At 30.5% G+C, this 19,548-nt stretch carries 25 protein-coding genes; 11 read left to right on the top strand and 14 right to left on the bottom strand.

Annotated features, from left to right (window positions below):
• Positions 1-109 precede the first annotated feature (109 nt).
• From IFB02_RS04265 to IFB02_RS04290, 6 genes are all read left to right on the top strand, one after another.
• Complete coding sequence (locus IFB02_RS04265; RefSeq protein ID WP_106686758.1) at positions 110-985, top strand: cell division protein FtsX; 876 nt, start codon at positions 110-112, stop codon at positions 983-985.
• Between the two features lie 139 nt (positions 986-1,124).
• Positions 1,125-1,268, top strand: coding sequence for a hypothetical protein (locus IFB02_RS04270; protein WP_158256251.1), 144 nt, complete (start codon positions 1,125-1,127; stop codon positions 1,266-1,268).
• A 48-nt stretch (positions 1,269-1,316) separates the two neighbouring features.
• Positions 1,317-1,577 carry a DUF3098 domain-containing protein gene (locus tag IFB02_RS04275; RefSeq protein WP_106686757.1) on the top strand — a complete coding sequence of 87 codons (261 nt, stop codon included), beginning with the start codon at positions 1,317-1,319 and terminating at the stop codon, positions 1,575-1,577.
• A gap of 68 nt (positions 1,578-1,645) precedes the next feature.
• The gene (locus IFB02_RS04280; protein ID WP_106686756.1) at positions 1,646-2,440 is read left to right on the top strand and encodes an undecaprenyl-diphosphate phosphatase; all 795 of its coding nucleotides are present in this window, start codon (positions 1,646-1,648) and stop codon (positions 2,438-2,440) included.
• A 3-nt stretch (positions 2,441-2,443) separates the two neighbouring features.
• On the top strand, positions 2,444-3,139 hold the full coding sequence (truB, locus tag IFB02_RS04285; protein ID WP_106686755.1) for a tRNA pseudouridine(55) synthase TruB: 696 nt from the start codon (positions 2,444-2,446) through the stop codon (positions 3,137-3,139).
• 64 nt (positions 3,140-3,203) lie between these two features.
• Positions 3,204-3,920: an energy transducer TonB gene (locus tag IFB02_RS04290; protein ID WP_223878871.1), complete on the top strand. Its 717-nt coding sequence runs from the start codon at positions 3,204-3,206 to the stop codon at positions 3,918-3,920.
• A 50-nt stretch (positions 3,921-3,970) separates the two neighbouring features.
• On the opposite strand, the gene IFB02_RS04295 is transcribed toward IFB02_RS04290, so the two are convergent.
• Positions 3,971-4,585, bottom strand: a complete 615-nt coding sequence (locus IFB02_RS04295; protein WP_106686754.1) for a thioredoxin family protein — start codon at positions 4,583-4,585, stop codon at positions 3,971-3,973.
• Between the two features lie 77 nt (positions 4,586-4,662).
• Here IFB02_RS04295 and IFB02_RS04300 point away from each other — a divergent pair, with 77 nt between their 5' ends.
• Positions 4,663-5,226 carry a DNA-3-methyladenine glycosylase I gene (locus IFB02_RS04300; RefSeq protein ID WP_106686753.1) on the top strand — a complete coding sequence of 188 codons (564 nt, stop codon included), beginning with the start codon at positions 4,663-4,665 and terminating at the stop codon, positions 5,224-5,226.
• A 234-nt stretch (positions 5,227-5,460) separates the two neighbouring features.
• On the opposite strand, the gene aat is transcribed toward IFB02_RS04300, so the two are convergent.
• From aat to IFB02_RS04315, 3 genes are all read right to left on the bottom strand, one after another.
• On the bottom strand, positions 5,461-6,084 hold the full coding sequence (gene aat, locus IFB02_RS04305) for a leucyl/phenylalanyl-tRNA--protein transferase (protein WP_106686752.1): 624 nt from the start codon (positions 6,082-6,084) through the stop codon (positions 5,461-5,463).
• A gap of 281 nt (positions 6,085-6,365) precedes the next feature.
• A complete protein-coding gene (locus tag IFB02_RS04310) occupies positions 6,366-6,740 on the bottom strand; it encodes a DUF3127 domain-containing protein (RefSeq protein ID WP_191073066.1) in 375 nt (124 codons plus the stop codon).
• Between the two features lie 46 nt (positions 6,741-6,786).
• Positions 6,787-7,641: a flavin reductase family protein gene (locus IFB02_RS04315; protein WP_106686750.1), complete on the bottom strand. Its 855-nt coding sequence runs from the start codon at positions 7,639-7,641 to the stop codon at positions 6,787-6,789.
• A 119-nt stretch (positions 7,642-7,760) separates the two neighbouring features.
• Here IFB02_RS04315 and IFB02_RS04320 point away from each other — a divergent pair, with 119 nt between their 5' ends.
• Positions 7,761-8,912 (top strand): sensor histidine kinase, encoded by a 1,152-nt coding sequence (locus IFB02_RS04320; protein WP_106686749.1) that lies wholly within the window; start codon positions 7,761-7,763, stop codon positions 8,910-8,912.
• Position 8,913: 1 nt separating this feature from the next.
• Entirely contained in the window at positions 8,914-9,258 is a 345-nt protein-coding gene (locus tag IFB02_RS04325; protein WP_106686748.1) for a hypothetical protein, read from the top strand.
• Here the strand turns inward: IFB02_RS04325 and IFB02_RS04330 are convergent.
• Both IFB02_RS04330 and greA read right to left on the bottom strand, forming a co-directional pair.
• A complete protein-coding gene (locus IFB02_RS04330; protein ID WP_106686747.1) occupies positions 9,249-9,638 on the bottom strand; it encodes an HIT family protein in 390 nt (129 codons plus the stop codon). The two genes, IFB02_RS04325 and IFB02_RS04330, sit on opposite strands and share 10 nt — an antisense overlap.
• A gap of 109 nt (positions 9,639-9,747) precedes the next feature.
• The gene (gene greA / locus IFB02_RS04335; RefSeq protein ID WP_106686746.1) at positions 9,748-10,221 is read right to left on the bottom strand and encodes a transcription elongation factor GreA; all 474 of its coding nucleotides are present in this window, start codon (positions 10,219-10,221) and stop codon (positions 9,748-9,750) included.
• A gap of 163 nt (positions 10,222-10,384) precedes the next feature.
• On the opposite strand from greA, the gene IFB02_RS04340 reads away from it, so the two are divergent.
• Positions 10,385-10,828, top strand: coding sequence for a hypothetical protein (locus IFB02_RS04340; protein ID WP_191073067.1), 444 nt, complete (start codon positions 10,385-10,387; stop codon positions 10,826-10,828).
• Between the two features lie 65 nt (positions 10,829-10,893).
• Here the strand turns inward: IFB02_RS04340 and IFB02_RS04345 are convergent, their stop codons facing one another.
• From IFB02_RS04345 to IFB02_RS04380, 8 genes are all read right to left on the bottom strand, one after another.
• Positions 10,894-13,023, bottom strand: a complete 2,130-nt coding sequence (locus tag IFB02_RS04345) for a TonB-dependent receptor (RefSeq protein WP_191073068.1) — start codon at positions 13,021-13,023, stop codon at positions 10,894-10,896.
• Between the two features lie 325 nt (positions 13,024-13,348).
• Positions 13,349-13,756 (bottom strand): alternative ribosome rescue aminoacyl-tRNA hydrolase ArfB, encoded by a 408-nt coding sequence (arfB, locus tag IFB02_RS04350; RefSeq protein WP_106686743.1) that lies wholly within the window; start codon positions 13,754-13,756, stop codon positions 13,349-13,351.
• A complete protein-coding gene (locus IFB02_RS04355; protein WP_317173495.1) occupies positions 13,756-15,312 on the bottom strand; it encodes a DUF4301 family protein in 1,557 nt (518 codons plus the stop codon). The genes arfB and IFB02_RS04355 overlap by 1 nt, the downstream gene beginning before the upstream one ends.
• Entirely contained in the window at positions 15,296-15,874 is a 579-nt protein-coding gene (locus IFB02_RS04360) for an AAA family ATPase (RefSeq protein ID WP_106686741.1), read from the bottom strand. Before IFB02_RS04360 ends, IFB02_RS04355 begins: the two co-directional genes overlap by 17 nt.
• On the bottom strand, positions 15,835-16,467 hold the full coding sequence (gene pnuC / locus IFB02_RS04365; RefSeq protein ID WP_106686740.1) for a nicotinamide riboside transporter PnuC: 633 nt from the start codon (positions 16,465-16,467) through the stop codon (positions 15,835-15,837). The genes IFB02_RS04360 and pnuC overlap by 40 nt, the downstream gene beginning before the upstream one ends.
• The gene (locus IFB02_RS04370) at positions 16,451-16,711 is read right to left on the bottom strand and encodes a hypothetical protein (protein WP_106686739.1); all 261 of its coding nucleotides are present in this window, start codon (positions 16,709-16,711) and stop codon (positions 16,451-16,453) included. The genes pnuC and IFB02_RS04370 overlap by 17 nt, the downstream gene beginning before the upstream one ends.
• 1 nt (position 16,712) lies before the next feature.
• Complete coding sequence (locus tag IFB02_RS04375; RefSeq protein WP_165569185.1) at positions 16,713-17,435, bottom strand: geranylgeranylglyceryl/heptaprenylglyceryl phosphate synthase; 723 nt, start codon at positions 17,433-17,435, stop codon at positions 16,713-16,715.
• Positions 17,435-18,061, bottom strand: a complete 627-nt coding sequence (locus IFB02_RS04380; RefSeq protein ID WP_106686737.1) for a 4'-phosphopantetheinyl transferase family protein — start codon at positions 18,059-18,061, stop codon at positions 17,435-17,437. Before IFB02_RS04380 ends, IFB02_RS04375 begins: the two co-directional genes overlap by 1 nt.
• A 132-nt stretch (positions 18,062-18,193) precedes the next feature.
• Between IFB02_RS04380 and ahcY the strand changes: the two genes are divergently transcribed.
• The gene (ahcY, locus tag IFB02_RS04385) at positions 18,194-19,510 is read left to right on the top strand and encodes an adenosylhomocysteinase (protein WP_106686736.1); all 1,317 of its coding nucleotides are present in this window, start codon (positions 18,194-18,196) and stop codon (positions 19,508-19,510) included.
• The last annotated feature ends 38 nt before the right edge of the window (positions 19,511-19,548 follow it).

The following is a 19,548-nucleotide window of genomic DNA, read 5'->3' on the forward strand; positions in this document are numbered from 1 at the left end:
ATAAAAGCGCAAATTTAAACTTATTATAACAATGTTGAAAGTTTAAACCTTGTAAACATTAAGCAATCCAAAATATTTATATTTTTACGGTATAATCTAACATCGTTTTATGAGTTCATCTTTTGACAGATATCAAAAAAGACGTTTAATTTCGTCTTACTTTTCAGTTGTAATTAGCATCGCTTTAGTACTTTTTCTATTGGGAATTGTTGGCTTTTTATTGCTTAACGCGAAAAAAGTAACCGATTTTATGAAAGAAAACGTAAACGTAACAGTTTATTTAAAAGATACTGCTAAAGATGTTGAAATTAAACAACTTGAAAAAAGTCTAGCGCTTGCAGATTATGTAAAAACAACCGATTTTGTATCTAAAGACGACGCTGCAGAAGCAATGAAATCTGAATTTGGTGACGATTTTATGGATCTTGTTGGTTATAATCCTTTACAAAATAGTATTGATGTAAAGTTGAAAGCCGATTTTTTAACTAATGAAAAATTAGAAGAATTAACTGCTTTAGCACAAGAAAAAAGCTTTGTAGACGAAGTTAAATACGACGAAAGTCTTGTTGAACTTATTAATAGCAACGTAAAAAAAATAAGCTTTTGGGTATTATTACTTAGTGCTATCTTCACTTTAATTGCTGTGCTTTTAATTAATAGTTCTATTAGATTATCTGTTTACTCAAAACGATTTACGATTAAAACTATGCAAATGGTTGGCGCTACAAAAAGCTTTATACGCAGACCTTTTGTTTGGAAAAGCATAAAACTTGGTATTCTTGGTGCAATTGTCGCGTTAATAGGACTTGGTTTTGTAGTGTATTACGTAGATAAAATGTTTCCGGAATTAGCACTTAGACAAAGTTTAATATTAATTGGCGGATTGTTTTTAGCGGTTTTCCTTTTAGGTATTATTATTACTTGGATAAGTACACACTTTGCTACACAGCGTTTTTTAAACTTAAAAACAGACCAGTTGTATTAAATAACTTTAACACCTTTTAACGTTAGCGTTAACAATACTTCACACTTTAGCACGTTATATTTACTTAACCAAAAAAATTAAGTGCGACTGACCAAACCATTACTTTAAAAAGTTTAATTAATCCCAAAAACTAATGATTATGAAACGAGTAACGTTTGTATTAATAGGTCTTATAGCAATTATAATATATATAGCTAAAACAAAACCAGAGCTAGATAATGAAGTAGCACAAGTTGAAAAGGTTAGTCCAAAAAAACATACCTTAAAACATATTTACGATTAATTTAAAAAAGTTTAAATTTGTCGTATCAACTTTAATTTAAACACCATCGTGAGCGAAAGTAAACACAAGAGTAAAAACAATCTTAAAACCGAATTAGTTTTTAAAAAACATAATTACAAGTTTATGTTTATAGGTCTTGCACTTATGGCTCTTGGTTTTATACTTATGTCTGGTGGCGGAAGTGACGATCCCAATGTTTTTAATCCTCAAATATTTAATTGGCAACGTATAAGACTTGCTCCTGCATTAATAATTGTTGGGCTTGGCGTACAGGTTTATGCCATATTATCTAAACCCAAAAAAGACTAATTACCTTACTTTCTAATTTTATGAAGTAATTTATCAAATTGGTAAATGGTATTTTATACATTTGCTTCATGGATATATTAGATTCGATTTTATTAGGAATTATACAAGGTTTAACCGAGTTTTTACCAGTATCTTCTAGTGGTCATTTAGAACTTGGAAAAGCTATTTTGGGTGATAAAAGTATTCCTGAAGAAAGCTTATTATTTACCGTTGTACTTCATTTTGCTACTGGTTTAAGTACCATTGTTGTGTTTAGAAAAGACATTTGGTTACTTATAAAAGGAATTTTAAAATTTGAATGGAACGACGATCTGCAATTTGCTTCAAAAATTGTAATATCTATGATTCCTGCTGTAATTGTTGGTTTGTTTTTTGAAGAACAATTAGAACAACTTTTTGGAGGAAACATCTTATTAGTTGGCTTTATGTTATTAGTTACAGCTATCCTTTTATTTTTTGCAGACAAAGCCAAAAACACAAATAAAAATGTATCGTTTAGTAATGCTTTTATCATTGGTGTTTCTCAAGCAATTGCAATGCTTCCAGGTATTTCGCGAAGCGGCGCAACAATATCTACATCTGTATTATTGGGTAATGATAAAACCAAAGCTGCACGTTTTTCGTTTTTAATGGTTGTACCTTTAATTTTTGGTAAAATTGCTAAAGATGTTTTAAGTGGCGATTTAAGTTTTGAATCTCAAAACATTACGACGCTTTCAATAGGTTTTATAGCTGCATTTATTTCTGGATTATTTGCTTGTACTTGGATGATAAGTCTTGTTAAAAAAAGTAAACTATCTTACTTCTCTATCTACTGTGCTATTGTAGGTTTAATTGCAATAATTTATTCAATTTTAAATTAAAAAATGACTGCAGAAGACTATAAAAACGGACAAGTCTTATTAATAGACAAACCTTTAACATGGACCTCTTTTCAAGCTGTAAATAAACTAAGATGGGAAATAAGGCAAGCTTACAACATAAAAAAAATTAAAGTTGGTCATGCTGGTACTTTAGACCCTTTGGCAACTGGTTTATTAGTAATTTGCACAGGAAAAATGACTAAACAAATTAATGTTTTTCAAGGTCAGATTAAAGAATATACAGGCACTTTTGTTTTAGGTAGTACAACACCGTCTTTTGATTTAGAAACCGAAATTGATAACACCTATCCTACAGATCATATTACCGAAGCATTAATACACGAAACAACCAAACAATTTATTGGCGAAATTGATCAATATCCGCCAGTATTTTCTGCGATAAAAAAGGATGGAAAACGTCTTTATGAGTTTGCTCGTGCTGGAGAAGACGTAGAAATCAAACCTAGAAAAGTGACCATTCAAGCTTTTGAAATCACTAAAATTGACGGTTTAAACCTAGATTTTAGAGTTGTTTGTAGTAAAGGAACCTACATTAGATCTTTAGCAAATGACTTTGGAAAAGCGTTAAATTCTGGTGCTCATCTTTCAGTTTTACGACGCACAAAAATTGGTGATTTTGATGTGAAAAATGCACTTTCTATCGAAGATTTTATTAAAAAATTGCCAAAAAAGGACTAAAACACAACTTTTTATCGTTTTGTAATCGTATATAGATTAAACATAAATTAGCCTTTTCTATTACATGACTTTTAATAATTCTCATAAAGCGGTAGCAATAACGTTTTTAATAATTTCAACCTTAGTTTTAACCTTGTTAAATGCTACAGTTTTTAAAATTGAAACTGTTACAGAAGCAGATTATTATCAAGTTGAAACTATTGAAGAATTAGAGGAAGACATTGCTAAACATGAAGAACAAATAAAAACTTCAAAATCTACAAATCAAGCTTATAACAACACCGAAAATTATAAACATTTTGCCCAAGCCTACAAACCTATTACGCCACCAAAGGATTATGCCAATCCAAAATTAGAAACGTATAAAAAGGACATTGTTAAAGAAACGACCTCTTCTAAAAGTGATGGTAATTCTTCCATTTCTGAAGAAACAATGACTAGTTACAACAGTATTAATAGTGTTTTAGCAAAACGAAGTCAAAATCAAAGTGCAGCACAAAGCAACGTTGCAAATACCAATAGTACTGTTTACTATTCTTTAAAAGAGCGAACAGACCAATACTTGCCAATTCCTATTTACTTATGCGATGCAACTGGTAAAATTGTAGTAAACATTACGGTTAACCAAAACGGAACTGTAATTAAGACAAGCTTAAATTCGGCTTCTACATCTTCAAATGGTTGTTTAGAAGAACACGCTTTAAAGTACGCCAAAAAAGCTAGGTTTGATCGCTCAAAGTTAGCGTCTCAAATTGGTACGATTACTTTTGAATTTCAATAAAAGTTCTTAATACAATTTTTATTACCACAAAATCAATCAAACTGACGTTTTTAATCGATCAATTCAATTAAATCTTTAATGACGTTTTGTCCTTTATCTTTATTGTACCAACGCTGAAGATCTTCTTTAAATTCGGCAGTTAATGTACCATGTTCTGCCTTAAAATTGTTGACCATTTTTGTAGCTTCAGTTGGTCTTGGACCGTAACTATTTAAAACCGTTTTTGAAGCATTATCAAATTGAATTAATTTAGGTATAGATTTACCACCATTGGTTAAGAATAAATCCATTAACTGCTCATTTTCATCTCTCATCACCAATCTTAAATCTATTCCAGGATGTAATTCAGCTACTTTATTTATCACCGGTATAACATGTGCTGCGTCGCCACACCAACTTTCGGTAAGTACAATCCACGTTTGATTAACGGTTGTGTTTGTAATAGCTATTTTATCGGTTTCATTAATTTTTACTGTTTTATCCCAACGCTTCATACGTTTATCGTTAAGCATGGTGTAATTTATTAACGATTTTGATTGATTAGGTCCAGTTGTAGATTTATCTGCTACAAGCTTACTAACTAAAGCTCTATAACTTTGATAATTCAGGCTATTTTCCAGACTTTTTTCTATGATAGTGTTTATATCTATTTGTGTTGTTTCCATACTATAAATTTACTGCAACCTTTAGGAATTTTTAGTAACAGTTGTTACATTAGTAGGATAATTTTTTAATCCTTACAATGACTAAACACAGATGCGGTTGGTGTGTTGGCGATGCACTTTACGAAGCTTACCATGACCAAGAATGGGGAAAACCTGTTTACGATGACGATACCATTTTTGAATTTTTAATTCTTGAAACGTTTCAAGCTGGATTAAGTTGGATTACTGTGTTGCGTAAACGCGAAAATTTTAAAGCAGCTTTAGATGCTTTTGATTACAAAAAAATAGCCTCTTATGACGAAAAGAAGCTTGAAGAATTAATGCAAAACGAAGGTATTATTCGCAATAAACTAAAGATTAAAGCTACAGTTACCAATGCACAAGCGTTTATGAAAGTGCAAGAAGAATTTGGTACGTTTAGTAAATATATTTGGGCTTTTGTAGATGGAAAACCTATAAAAAATAAAGTAAAAAACTACAAAGAAGCTCCAGCAAATACACCTATAAGTGATGCTTTAAGTAAAGATTTAAAAAAACGTGGATTTAAATTTGTAGGTAGCACAGTAATGTATGCGCATATGCAAGCAACCGGAATGGTTAACGATCATGAGGTTGATTGTTTTAGGTATAATGAAGTGTAATTCATGAATGAAATAGTTGGAATTATATTCTACTTTTTAATTAATATAATTGGAGCAATTATACGATGGATCGTTGGAAGCATCATTAGGTTTCTTTTTAAAATGAATACTTATAACTTTAAAAACTACTTTTCTGGATCAAAAAGTTTTTATAACAGTGAGAAGACACAATTTTACAATGTGATTTTAGGGTTAATTTTTACAATAATATTTTTTGCCACAATAACTTAAAACTTATAAATACTTTAAAAACTCATCTCTAGAAATATCTTCAGCGCCTAAACTTTCTAAGTGATTGGTATAAACTTGACAATCTATTAATTTGTAATTACTGTTTTGAATAAAGGTGATAAAGCCTGCTTTACTAGCATTACTAACTTTGGTAAACATACTTTCGCCACAAAACACACCATTATTTAAATCGATACCATATAAGCCTGCAACAAGTTTTTGGTCTTGCCAAACCTCAACAGATTTTGCGAATCCCAATTGATGTAGTGTATTATAGGCTTTTATCATTCCGTTGGTAATCCAAGTGCTATCTTGTCCAGATCGTTTTGATTTAGCACATTCGGTGATCACTGCATTAAAATCTTTATTTACGGTTACTTCAAAATCACAATTACGCAACACTTGTTTCATACTTTTAGATACTTTTAACCTAGAAGGAAATAAAACAAATCTTGGATCTGGTGACCACCATAAAATGGTATTATCATCTTCAAACCAAGGAAAAATTCCGTTTTGGTAAGCTGCTAATAATCGTTCTGGACTTAAATCACCACCAATTGCTAATAATCCATCTTCTGTAGCTTGATTTACAGGAGGAAAAAATTGATGTTGATTAATATATTTCATTTATAAAATTTTAGATATAATTTAAAGATTTATTGTGAAAATGACAAAAAAGTGATTTTCCGAAAACGTTTTAGTTAATTTATTGCATTAAATCTCAATACTTTACTTTGTTTTTAGCAATATTAATTTGAAATTTAGGAAGGTCTTTTTTTAAAAGATAATTAGTTGAAAAATTTCTTGTTTAAAATTTGTTTGTAGAGACCTATGCTAAAACCACTAAAACTTAAAAACCTCAAAACAGTTGTTTTGAGGTTTTTTGTGTCTTTAAATGTCTTTATAAATTAAAACGGTAAATCGTCGTGATCGTCTTCGTTTACATTTGTAGCAGGCTCAAAAGCTTGAGCTGGTGGCACATCTGGCATACCTTGTGGCGCTCCAGTTTGTACAGCTTCTATACGCCATCCTTGAATAGAGTTAAAATATTTAGTTTCTCCTTGTGGATTAACCCATTCTCTACCGCGTAAGTTTATGTTTACTTTTACATCTTGACCTACTTGATAGTTATCTAATAAATCTGTTTTATCTTGAACAAACTCTATCATGATATGTTGTGGATACTGCTCTTCTGTAGTTACAACAATTTCTCTCTTTCTAAATCCGTTACTTCCAAAAGTTTGAGTTGCTCCTATTAACTTTACTTTTCCTTGTACTTCCATTTCTCTATATAATTATTAAATATTCGTCGTTTTTATTTGAATTAATTTACAATAATAGTGTTTTCCAAGCACTTAGCACATCATTATAACTTAAAAAGTCGTGTGCTTTTTTATGCTTTTGCTCTTCTGTTAAATTCTGTAAATTATGTTTTATTTTAAATTCGGCTATTTGATTTGGTTCTGGTAAAGTTTCTACATTACCTAACAATCCTAAATCATTTCCTGTTAATATGTGGCTATTTTTTACATGATCTGGTAATGCATCTACACCTATTCCTAATGTGCTTAACGGTTTAGGAATTTCAAAAAAACCAGATTTTGCTCTACTATAATAACTACCGCCAGCTCTAGATACTAAATCTAATTTAACTTGATCTATGCTTTCGTTTTCATCTAATACATCTTTATTAATATGCATTTTAACGACCTCGCATATTACTAAATTACCTGCGCCACCTTGATCGCCTAATGTAACAACCTCGTTTACTTTACATTCCATTTGAATAGGACTTTCAGCAACACGAAATGGTTTTACAATATCAGATTTTAGCATGGTTAATCCTGCTTTATCAAATTCGTTTACACCTTCAGGATACTCTGTACTACTTAAAGACATTTGTTGTACAATATCATAATTAACAACATTTATAACAACTTCTTTTACCTGCTGTACGTTTTCTAAAGTATGCTTTGTTGTATTATCTCTTACACGTCTTGCAGGAGAAAATATTAAAATTGGCGGATTAGCACTAAATACATTAAAAAAACTAAAAGGCGATAAATTAGGTTGACCTTTATCATCTATTGTACTAGCAAATGCAATTGGTCTTGGCGCTACTGCACTTAACAAATAACTATGAAGTTTTGGAGTTGCTAAATCTGATGGCAAAAAGGATAACATATCTTGAGTAATTTTAGGCAAAAGTACATAATCTTAAAACCAACTAAAAGCAATTTAATACCTATCTCTAACAATATTATTAACAGAATTGCATTATATTAACAACAAAAAAATATACTATGTTTTTTACAAAACATCGTCAACTTATACGTTGGATTATTATAATTGCGTCTTTTGGAATAATCTCTTTAATACTTTGGAATACCTATGTGTTTTTTCAAAAGTTTAAAGCCGAAGAACGTATAAAAATGCAAAATTGGTCTTTTGCACAACAAGACATCATTCAAAATATGGATTTAAATGGTGACATTGGTAATTTGCCATTAAAAATTCTTGAAAGTAATACTACTACTCCAATGATTAAACTTAATGAAGATGGTAGTATGGATTACAATAATATAGATGAAAAAAAAGCAAAAGACAACGCCTATTTAAAACAGCTAATAGAACAATTTAAAAATGAAAATAAACCAATAGAGATTGTTTACGATGGTAAAGTTTTATCAACCTTATATTATGGTAATTCTCCGCTTTTAAAAAAGTTAAAATTTTATCCACTAGCTTTACTACTAATTATCCTGTTATTTGGTGCAGTGGTTTACTTTTTTTATAGAAGCAGTAAAATTGCTACACAGAATAAGTTATGGTCTGGAATGGCAAAAGAAACTGCACATCAAATTGGCACACCGTTATCTTCTTTAATTGGCTGGACAGAAATATTAAAATCTGAAAACACCAATCCAGAATATATCCTAGAAATTGAAAAAGATATTAATAGATTACAAACTATTACCGAGCGTTTTAGCAAAATAGGCTCTTTACCTACTTTAGAAAAACATGATATTGTAAAAGAAACTATAGACGCTTATAGTTATTTAAAATCAAGATCTTCTAAGCTAATAAACTTTAGTATAGATGCTCCAGATAATAGCATTTACGTTAATCTAAACAAGCAACTTTATGGTTGGACTATAGAAAATTTAGTAAAAAATGCTATAGATGCTATGAAGGGAAAAGGCAATTTAAAAATCCAAATATTACCCAAAGATAAATTTGTAGAAATTACTGTAAGTGATACAGGAAAAGGTATCTCTAAAAAAGAATTTAATAGTATTTTTGAACCTGGATTTACTACAAAAAAACGTGGTTGGGGATTAGGTTTATCTTTAGCAAAACGAATTGTAGAAGATTTTCATGAAGGAAAAATAAAAGTTCAGTTTTCTGAGATTGGTGTTGGCACTACCATGTTAATCACCTTAAAAACCGTTTAAAATGCACAAACAATATCTAACCATAAAGGAAGTAAGCTTAAACAACAATTGTCCAGAATGCTATAGCAAAACCGGATTACAATTAACTTTTAAACAAGAGTTTATTGAAACCAAATTGCATAAAACTTTGACACAAAATGTTAGGACAAGTTTGCGTTGTGACACTTGTAATACCGAGATTTTTCCTGTAAGATGGACAGAAGATATAGAACGTGTTTACGATTACCAAATGCGTGCTTTTAAACCTAAACGTAGTTATTTAAAACTAAAACCTTTAACCTTTATCCTGCTATTAATTGGTATAGCTGTAATTGCAGCAATAGTTACTTTTTTGCTTTATAGGTAAGATTGAATTGCTTTAGCTGTAGCTTCAAAGTCTTCTTTAGTTAAGGTTTCTTTTCTAATAAATCGTGCATCTTCCATAGTATTTAGCGGTATTAAATGCACATGCACATGTGGTACTTCTAGACCAATTACACTAACACCAACACGTTTGCAAGGTATTGCTTTTTCTATAGCTATTGCTACTTTACGTGAAAACTGCATTAAGCCCGTATATGTAGCTTCGTCTAAATCAAAAATTTTATCGACTTCTTTTTTTGGTATACATAATGTATGTCCTTTTGCGTTAGGATTAATATCTAAAAACGCAAAAAAATCTTCGGTTTCGGCAATTTTATAGCATGGTATTTCACCATTGATAATTTTTGTAAATATGGAAGCCATACTGAAAGAATTTATGATTTAAATATAAAAAAGATTCCTGCTAAACTGAAAATTTTTTCAGAATAAACAGGAATAAATATTTAGACGTTTCCGCGAAAGCGAAAATTTATTATCGTGATATTTCTATGATATCAAATTTCATAATACCACTTGGCACTTGTATCTCGGCAACATCGCCAACAGATTTACCTAATAAGCCTTTACCAATTGGACTGTTTACAGATATTTTTCCTGATGCCAAATCTGCTTCTCCATCTGCTACTAAAGTGTACACCATTTCCATACCATTGGTTTGGTTTTTTATTTTTACTTTAGATAGCACTAAAGCTTTTGATGTGTCTAATTGTGACTCGTCAATTATTCTGGCATTGGATAAGGTTTCTTCTAGTTTAGAAATTTTCATCTCTAATAATCCTTGAGCTTCTTTTGCAGCATCATATTCTGCATTTTCACTCAAATCACCTTTATCTCTAGCTTCTGCAATTGCTTGCGATGCTCTTGGTCGCTCTACATCTTTTAAGTGATTTAATTCATCACGTAATTTTTTTAGTCCTTCGGCTGTATAATAAGATACTTTACTCATAATAATTTCGTTTTAAATAAAAAGACGCCGAAATTTAAAATACTTTCAGCGTAAAACGCAAAAATCTCGCAGACACGAGATTTTGTTCTACAAATATATAAAATATTTATTTCAACTAGGTTATTGTTGTAAATTTGCTATTGAAAAACATTTTTTATTGCTAATGAAAATCAAGTTATTACCACTTTTAGTTTTTATTTTATTAATATTCTCTTGTGATAAAGATGATGATAATAATAACAACAATTATATTCCAGATATTGTTTTTGACACGCAAAACTCTATAGACACGTCTTTACCGCAGTATAACGATTTACAGTTTGATGGTAATCACTTAGTATTAAATGCTTTTGGTTACAATGCTATTGTAATTTACAATGTTGGAAACGGAAATTATGTGTCTTTTGAATTAACAGATCCTAACCATGCACCTTCTAACTGTTCTAGATTATCTGTAGATGGTATTACTGCCTCTTGTAATTGTGATGATAATAACAGCTATAATATTGTTAATGGTGGCGCTTTTGATGGTACAACCGGAAACTTTAGCCTTAAGCAATATTTTGTAGAAGTTAACGGTAGTGTTATACGTGTGTATAACAATTAATTGATTTTGAAATAAAAAAAAGCATCACAAAAAGTGATGCTTTTTTTATTAACTTTTTCTACACTTTAAAATTTTAAAGTAAGCCCTAATAAAAAGTTAGTTGTTGCTTGAGGATAATATCCTGCATAATCTAATGTTGTTGTTTCTCCTGGAACAGACCAAGTATCATCATAAGTACCATAGTAACCATTAGACACATATTTTTTATTAAATACATTATTTACTAATCCAGATACTATTATTGATTTAAATATTTTATTAGGATTAATTTGATAGTTGATATTGAAATCGTTTACAAAGTAACTATCTAATTTAGAACTTTTTCTATCTATATTACCCATATATTGCTCACCAACATATTTACTTAAAAATGAAAGCTGTAAATTTTCTGTAGGCATAAAATTAATAGCATTACCTATAACTAACTCTGGAGAGAAAGAAATATTTGTATCTCCAAGATTTACAAATTCTCCGTCAAGTGACGCTGTAAAATCTTGATTTTTATTTTGGCTAACAGCTACGTTTAAAGAGGTACTAAACATTTTACTAAAAGCAATGTTTGCATCAACCTCTAGTCCTAATCTGTAACTTTTTCCGCTAGTTGCTCTTATTGGGCTACCAACATCATCTAATTCTCCTGTTAACACTAACTGGTTTTGGTAAAACATGTAATATAAATTAGTGCTAACATTTACTTTATTACTTGCATAACGCCAACCTAATTCTATATCGTTTAAAGTTTCATTTTCTGTTACACCAGCTTTAAAGTCGTCACGATTTGGCTCACGATTAGCTCTTGCGTAAGAAACGTAGTAGCTATTTTTTTCTGAAGATTTATAAGTTAACCCTAATTTAGGATTGAAAAAACTAAAGTCTGCATCGGTTACAAATTCATTTAAATCTGAATTGATTCCGTTTGTTTTATAGCTTACAAAACGTCCTTGTAAATCTACAAATCCTGTTAGTTTAGGAACAATATTAAATGTTGCTTTAGAGAATATACTAAAGTCGTTTTTAGTTGCATCTCCATCGTAATAACGATCTCTTATTTGTGTGTTTGGTGCTAAATCGCTTCCCCAAATTACTTCTCCAAAGTGATCACTTGTATAAGTGTTATAAGATAATCCTGTGACTAATTCTAAATTCGTATTTTGATAAACCACGTTAGCATTTAAAACATAAAAATCGTTATCTAACCAACGACGGACAATTACATCAGAATCGTCTTCGATTAAATTAGAAAAATCTGCAGCAGATTCTCCTTCTTTAAATTGCTCAAAGTATCCTTTTCCTTTTGTATAATTTAACCCTAAGTTAGTAGACCAATTGTTATTAAATCGCTGATTCCAGTGTAATTGATAATGATCTTGCCAGTAATTATCTGTTTCGTTATCATAAGTATATGGGTTTTGACGACGATCTTCTTTTAATTGATCTTCGGTTAAACCATACCAAGATTGATATGTACGCTCATAATTACCAAAAGTTAAGGCTTTTATTAAAGTGTTATTATTTTTATAAACACCTTGTAAAAAGTAAGATTTTAAATCTGTAAATGCTCTATCTACATAACCATCTGAATCTATTTTAGAGAATCTTCCTGATACTTCAAAGTGATCGTTTAGCAATCCAGAACTTACCTTTACTGTATGTTTTCTTGTATTATAACTACCAAAGCTGTTAGATATTTCAGCCATAGCTTCTTCAGAAAACACGTCTGTTAATAAATTTAAACTTGCACCAAAAGCACCAGAACCATTGGTAGATGTACCAACACCACGTTGTAATTGGATACTTTCTGTAGAGGACGCAAAATCACCTAAATTAACCCAAAATGTACCTTGACTTTCTGGGTCATTATAAGGTATTCCATTAATAGTTACATTAACTCTAGTTGCATCTGTACCACGTACTCTAATCCCTGTGTAACCAATACCAGCTCCAGCATCACTTGTTGTTACAACAGACGGTAAATAATTAAGTAAAATTGGAATATCTTGACCTAAATTACGCTTTTGAATTTCTGCTTTGTCTACATTACTATGTGTAATAGGCGAATCTGCATCTACACGTACTGCTTTTACTAAAACTTCGTCTAATTTTTGAATTTTTGTAGTGTCTTGCTGCTTGTCTTCTTGAGCATTAACACTGACTGACAACACTAATAGTGTTAAAAAAAGAAATAAATTTTTCATTACGATTATGAAATTTATAATCGAATAAAAAGAGGTAATTATTCTTTACTATTTATAATTAATTTGTTGAATGTCAATCATACATTTTTACTTGTAAAACTGTCCATTCTTTGTCCCTAAACAGCATTACCTGTTCTAGGTTCGTTGGGTATGATCTCAGCCTGTAAGATTTAAGTTGACTAGTATATCTTAAATCAAAAAAAGCACCCCTTTTTTGAGAACGGTGCAAAGATAAATATGATTTTTTAGAATCAAATTGAATTCCTAAAAAAATAACATTCTAAATTAACCTGCAAAAATAACATTGCTAAACTACGATTAATAACTAATTTATATCAGGTTTACGTCTATTGGCTTTTTTTTCTGAATTTAGACGTTTAGATTTTAATCGTTTTTTTATGACTGCTTTTGGGATTTTTGTTGGTTTTCTCTCTGGATTTATAACTAAAGCTTCCTCAATAATTGATATTGCTTTTTGTATTGCAATTCTTTTATTTTTTAATTGACTTCTTGTTTCGCTACATTGTATAATTAACACATTTTCTTTTGTTAGTCTTTTTGCTAATTTGTCAATGATTATCTCTTTTTGCTCTTGTGTTAAAGACTGTGATAATTCTACATTAAAACTTAATTCAATTTTTGTAGCAACTTTATTTACATGTTGTCCACCACTTCCAGAACTGCGAATGGCTTTTAAATTAAACTCTTTTTCAATCTCTTTATCTAACAACATTAATTGGTTTGGTGACTAGGTTTTAATAAATCGTTTACATTTTTAACCGGATTAAAAGTTGCTAATGGAACTTCTACAAAAACAGTATTCCAGTTAGACATACTACCATTCCATAAACCAGGTAACTCCAATGCTTTTATAGATTTACCGTCTATTGTTTTTTGTGTTATAAAAGCTGCTTTTGGATCTAAAAACTGTTGTAAATCATACACTTCGCCTCTATGATTTTTTATGCTACAAACAATATCTACAGGATTAAAGTGCGTTGCTTTTTTTAGGATTTTTTTCTGTGATTTTGCTTTAGTATCTATTTGAGCTGATTCTACAATTTGAAGTGAAATGTTTGCAGCTTCATCTTTTACCCAAAATGGTCCGCCTCCAGGTTCACCTTCGTTTTTTACCATTCCGCAAACTCTAATTGGACGGTTTAATTTTTTCTTTAAATATTCTATTTGATACTTCTTTGCATATTTTTCAAATTCTGCAGAAATCACAACATTTAACTTATTTTGCAAGAAGGTTGCTATTTGAATGAGTTGGGCTTCATTTAAATCTTTTTCATCTAAATCTTTTGCATGCTTAAACGCTGTGTTTTTTATATCTATTAATAATCCTGCAAGAATTTTCTTATGTTTTCCTACTGTTTTTTTATACTTAGACACGACTACATTATCTATGTTCTTAATAAATATTAGGTCCGCATTTAAGTCGTTAAGATTAGACAATAAGGCGCCATGTCCAGAAGGTCTAAAATAAATGTCGCCTGTGTTAGTTCTTACAATTTCGTCTTTATTTGTTACCGCTATTGTATCTGTAGATTGTTTTTGAAATGAAAATGAAATATCAAAACTAGTCTGTGTTTTTTCTTCTACAGCAGATTTTATTTTATTAAATTCTTCTTCAAAAAGTGTCTTATGCTGATCTGAAATGGTAAAATGGATTTTTGCATTATCCTTTGAAGCCGAATACATTGCTGCTTCATATAAATGTTCTTCAAATGCACTTGCAGTATGTGTTTTATAGTTATGAAATGGTAAAATCCCTTTTGGATAAAAACTGTAATTTAATTGATCTTCTTCTAAAAGTGCTGTTATAAACAATATTCTTTTTTCTTCTAAACTTAATTCTGAATAATTAGAATGTTTCTCTTTTAAATAACTAATTACTTTGGTGAAAAAAGGTAATTTTTCTAGTCCTATAAAAAAGATTGAAAGATCTAACGCTTTTTTACGATTAATATAAGCATTTATGCTTTCTTCTTTAGATCGAAAAGAATCTAAAAACTGAAACAAAAATTTAAACATCCTTGTTGCTGCTCCAGAAGCTGGCACAAATTTAACAATGTCTATGTTTTCTTTTTCATTATCATACAGCTTAATATATTCATTTTCTTCTTTAGCAGTAAGTTTTATTATACCATCGTCTACAGTAGCTGCACGCTTTAGGTTTATAAAAGGTAATCCATTTTTAAACAATTGCATTTGTTGATCTATTGTTTGTTTTGAGATTCCTTTTTTTTCAAGTAAATCTAGATCTTTATCACTTAACTTCATCATTCTTCTCTAGTAGTTGATTAATATGTTTGGTAGCAGTTGCTAACCTTGTTTTTTTATCGCCTTTTAATAAGACAAATGGTCTTTTATATTTAATTAAAGCTGCTTTAAACGCTTCAAACATTTCTTGTCTTTCTTCAGGCTTATCTCTTAAATCATCTGCTTCCCAAGGTGTATCAATATAAGTTAAAAAGTACAAATCATATGTATTTTTTAAAGCATATTTTTCTAATAATGAATCGCATGTCCCAGAATAATATTCTTCTGAATACACTTTAGTTTCTAACAAATCTGTATCACAAATTAAAACTGAATCTGTTTTTTGGGCTAGTGTGTTTTCTAATTCCATTTGACCAATAGCTATTGGCAAAAGGTCTTTAGGCTCGCAAGTTTTACGCTCGTTATTCCATTTATTTTGAAGGTAATCGCGTGCATATTCTGGTACCCAAACCGAATTATAATATCGTGCTAACTGAATAGATAGTGTTGTTTTACCAGTGCTTTCTGGTCCAAAAAGCACAACTTTTATACAGTTACTTGGTTGTTGTTTAAGAGCTTCTTCCATGCTAAATATCCATAAATTGCTATTACCGTAAACCCTAAATATTGAAAACTGGTAAACGTAAACCCTTTATAGAAATATAAAGGTACAGAAATGATATCTCCGATAATCCAAAAAATCCAATTTTCAATTTTTCGTTTTGCCATTAACCACATTCCAACAAAGAAAATTGCAGTTGTTAATGCATCTACATAAGCAACCCAACTTGTCCATTTATCAAAGGTTTTATAAACAGCAAAAACAAAAATTAAAGTTGCTATAAATATAGCAACACTAGCTTGTTTTTCTTTAGTGGTTGTTGTAGAAATTGGCGTTACATGAGTTTGATCTACCTTTTTTGTCCAAAAATACCATCCATAAACACTCATTATAAAATAATAAGCGTTAATCATCATATCGCCTAAAAGTTCCCATTTAAGCAATAGATACACAAAAATTATTGTGCTAATCATACCTGTAGGAAATACAAGAACTTTATTTTGTTTAGAATACCAAACAGATAAAAAACCAAAGATTACAGCAATAATTTCTAAAACAACATCTATGGTATTATAAGTTGCATATTGACCAAAAAAGAAATCAAAAATGTGGCTCATAATCGCTTCTGTTAGTTTTTACAACCTTCATGGTTAACACACTAATATCTGCATTTTCAAAAGACGTTTTGATAGCTTGATTTAAAAATGGCATAAGCGTTTCAAAATCTCCAAATATTTGCGTGCTTAAAGGGTTTTCAAGCACTTTAAATTCAGAATTTCTTAGTGTTTTAATAAAGTCTATAATATGTGCCTCATAATCGTTTTGTAACGGAGACAAGGTTAAATCTACTGAAATTTGCATACTAATGTTTTAATTGTTCAAAAAACTGTTGGTCTTCTTCAAAAGCAGTACCAATAACTACCAAATCTGCACCTGCAATAAAAGCGTTTTCTATTTGTCTTTTTGTTCTAATGCCGCCACCAACAATTAACGGAATATCTATTTTATTTTTTACTGAAGAAATTACCTCAGCTGGCACTTCATAAGTTGCGCCGCTACCAGCTTCTAAATAAATCAGCTTTTTACCTAGTAATTCTCCTGCTTTTGCTGTGTTTGTTATAGCATCTACGTCTGTTCTATTTAGAGGCAACGTATTTGTAACGCGTTGTACAGCTGTTGTTTTACCAGATTCTATTAAAATATATCCTGTTGAAATAACTTCTAATTGTGTTTTTTCTAATAATGGTACAGCTTGCACTTGCTTATCTATTAAATAGTCTGGATTACGACCAGAAAGTAAAGACAGAAACAGAATAGCATCGGCATCTTTTGAAATTTGAGTCACATCACCAGGAAATAAAACTATTGGCAAATCGGTTAGCATTTTTATAACCTCAACTAATTGTTGGGTTACGTTTTGCCCTACTTCACTACCGCCAATAAAAATATGTGTTATTATAGATTTATTGACTTTATCTATAAATTGCAATGCATTTTTAAGCTGAAACTTGTCCGGATCTATTAAGACTGCTAATAGTTTATTTCCGTCGTTTTTAGCTTGTAATATATGGTTGTAAATGTTCATTATTCAATAACGTATGCGCAAGTAAATCCTTCAAATTCTAAGAAGTGCGAGTTGTATCTTTTTTTAAGTCCATTGTAATCAATCCAACACACAGTTTCTTCATCTTTAATAGAAAAAGGAATAACTAAAAAGTGTTCTCTAAACAACATTCCTGGTGTTGCAAATAATTTATATAAAGATTCTTTTATGCCCCAAACTACGGTTAGTTTATTAATATAATCTTCAGCTTCTGTATCTAAATACTCAAACTCGTATTCGACAAATTTCTTAGCGATTTTAGCTATTTTTTCGCGCTGCATTTCTATATCAATACCAACTTCATTATCACTAATAATAACTCCAGAAAACGTAAAACTATGGGTTATAGAAATATGCTTTCCGTCTTTTAAATGAGGTTTACCGTTTTCATCATAAAACAAATCTTGATCGGTGTAACCAAACTCACGTAACAAATGTCTAACACTTAAAAAACCACGTTGATGCAACTCGCTTTTCATTCCTAAAACTCTACTTAAACTTTCTGTTTTTAAGTCTAAAGGCGCAATTAAATCATCGTAAGATTCTTCAATTTTCCAAATTTTAACAACAGTTTGGCTATTAGCAGTAATGGATTTATAAAGAGGCATTTAATATTCTAAATGTTATTAGTTATCTTTGCAGCGCTTAAGGCTATTTGGATTTTTTTACAATAGCGAATGTAATTAAATTTTAAGTATAAGCCTATTTTAGCTTATTAATAAAAATTGAAACAAAAATATATGAGTACAAAAACAGTCCCATACGTTCCTAATAAAGTAAAAGATATGTCTCTTGCAGATTGGGGAAGAAAAGAAATTGAATTAGCCGAAGCAGAAATGCCAGGTTTAATGAGCTTACGTGAAGAGTATAAAGACGAACAACCTTTAAAAGGTGCACGTATCGCTGGATGTTTACATATGACGATTCAAACTGCAGTTTTAATCGAAACTTTACAAGCTTTAGGTGCAGAAGTTACTTGGAGTTCTTGTAACATTTTCTCTACTCAAGATCAAGCTGCTGCTGCTATTGCTGCTGCAGGAACTGCTGTTTATGCTTGGAAGGATATGACTGAAGAAGAATTTGACTGGTGTATCGAGCAAACTTTATTTTTTGGTGAAGATCGTAAACCATTAAACATGATTCTTGATGATGGTGGAGATTTAACTAATATGGTTTTAGATAAATATCCAGAATTGGCTTCTGGTATTAAAGGTTTATCTGAAGAAACTACAACTGGTGTACACCGTTTATACGAGCGTGTTAAAAACGGAACATTGCCAATGCCTGCTATAAACGTAAACGACTCTGTAACAAAATCTAAATTTGATAATAAATACGGTTGTCGCGAAAGTGCTGTAGATGCTATACGTCGTGCAACAGATGTGATGTTAGCTGGAAAGCGCGTTGTTGTTTGTGGTTACGGAGATGTTGGTAAAGGTACTGCTGCATCATTTAAAGGTGCTGGAAGTATCGTAACAGTAACTGAAATTGACCCAATTTGTGCGTTACAAGCTGCAATGGACGGTTTTGAAGTTAAAAAATTAGAAACTGTAGTTAGTAATGCAGATATCGTAATTACTACAACTGGTAACAAAGACATTGTACGTGCAGAGCACTTTAAAGCAATGAAAGATAAAACCATAGTATGTAACATTGGTCATTTTGATAACGAAATACAAATGGCTTGGTTAAACGAAAACTACGGTAATACTAAAAACACGATTAAACCTCAAGTAGATAAATATACTATTGATGGTAATGATATTATCATTTTAGCAGAAGGACGTTTAGTAAACTTAGGTTGTGCAACTGGTCATCCAAGTTTTGTAATGAGTAATTCTTTTACTAACCAAACGTTAGCACAAATAGAGCTTTGGAATCATTCTGATAAGTATGAAAACGAAGTATATATGCTACCAAAACATTTAGATGAAAAAGTAGCAGCATTACACTTAGAAAAAATTGGTGTTGAACTTACTGAGCTTAAACAAGATCAAGCTGAATATATTGGTGTAACAGTTGAAGGTCCATTTAAACCTGAACACTATAGATATTAAAAACAGAGCGAAAAGTTTCTAATGTTTTTAGTAAGCTT

The sequence above is a fragment of the Mesoflavibacter profundi genome, from assembly GCF_014764305.1.
Lineage (GTDB): Bacteria > Bacteroidota > Bacteroidia > Flavobacteriales > Flavobacteriaceae > Mesoflavibacter > Mesoflavibacter profundi.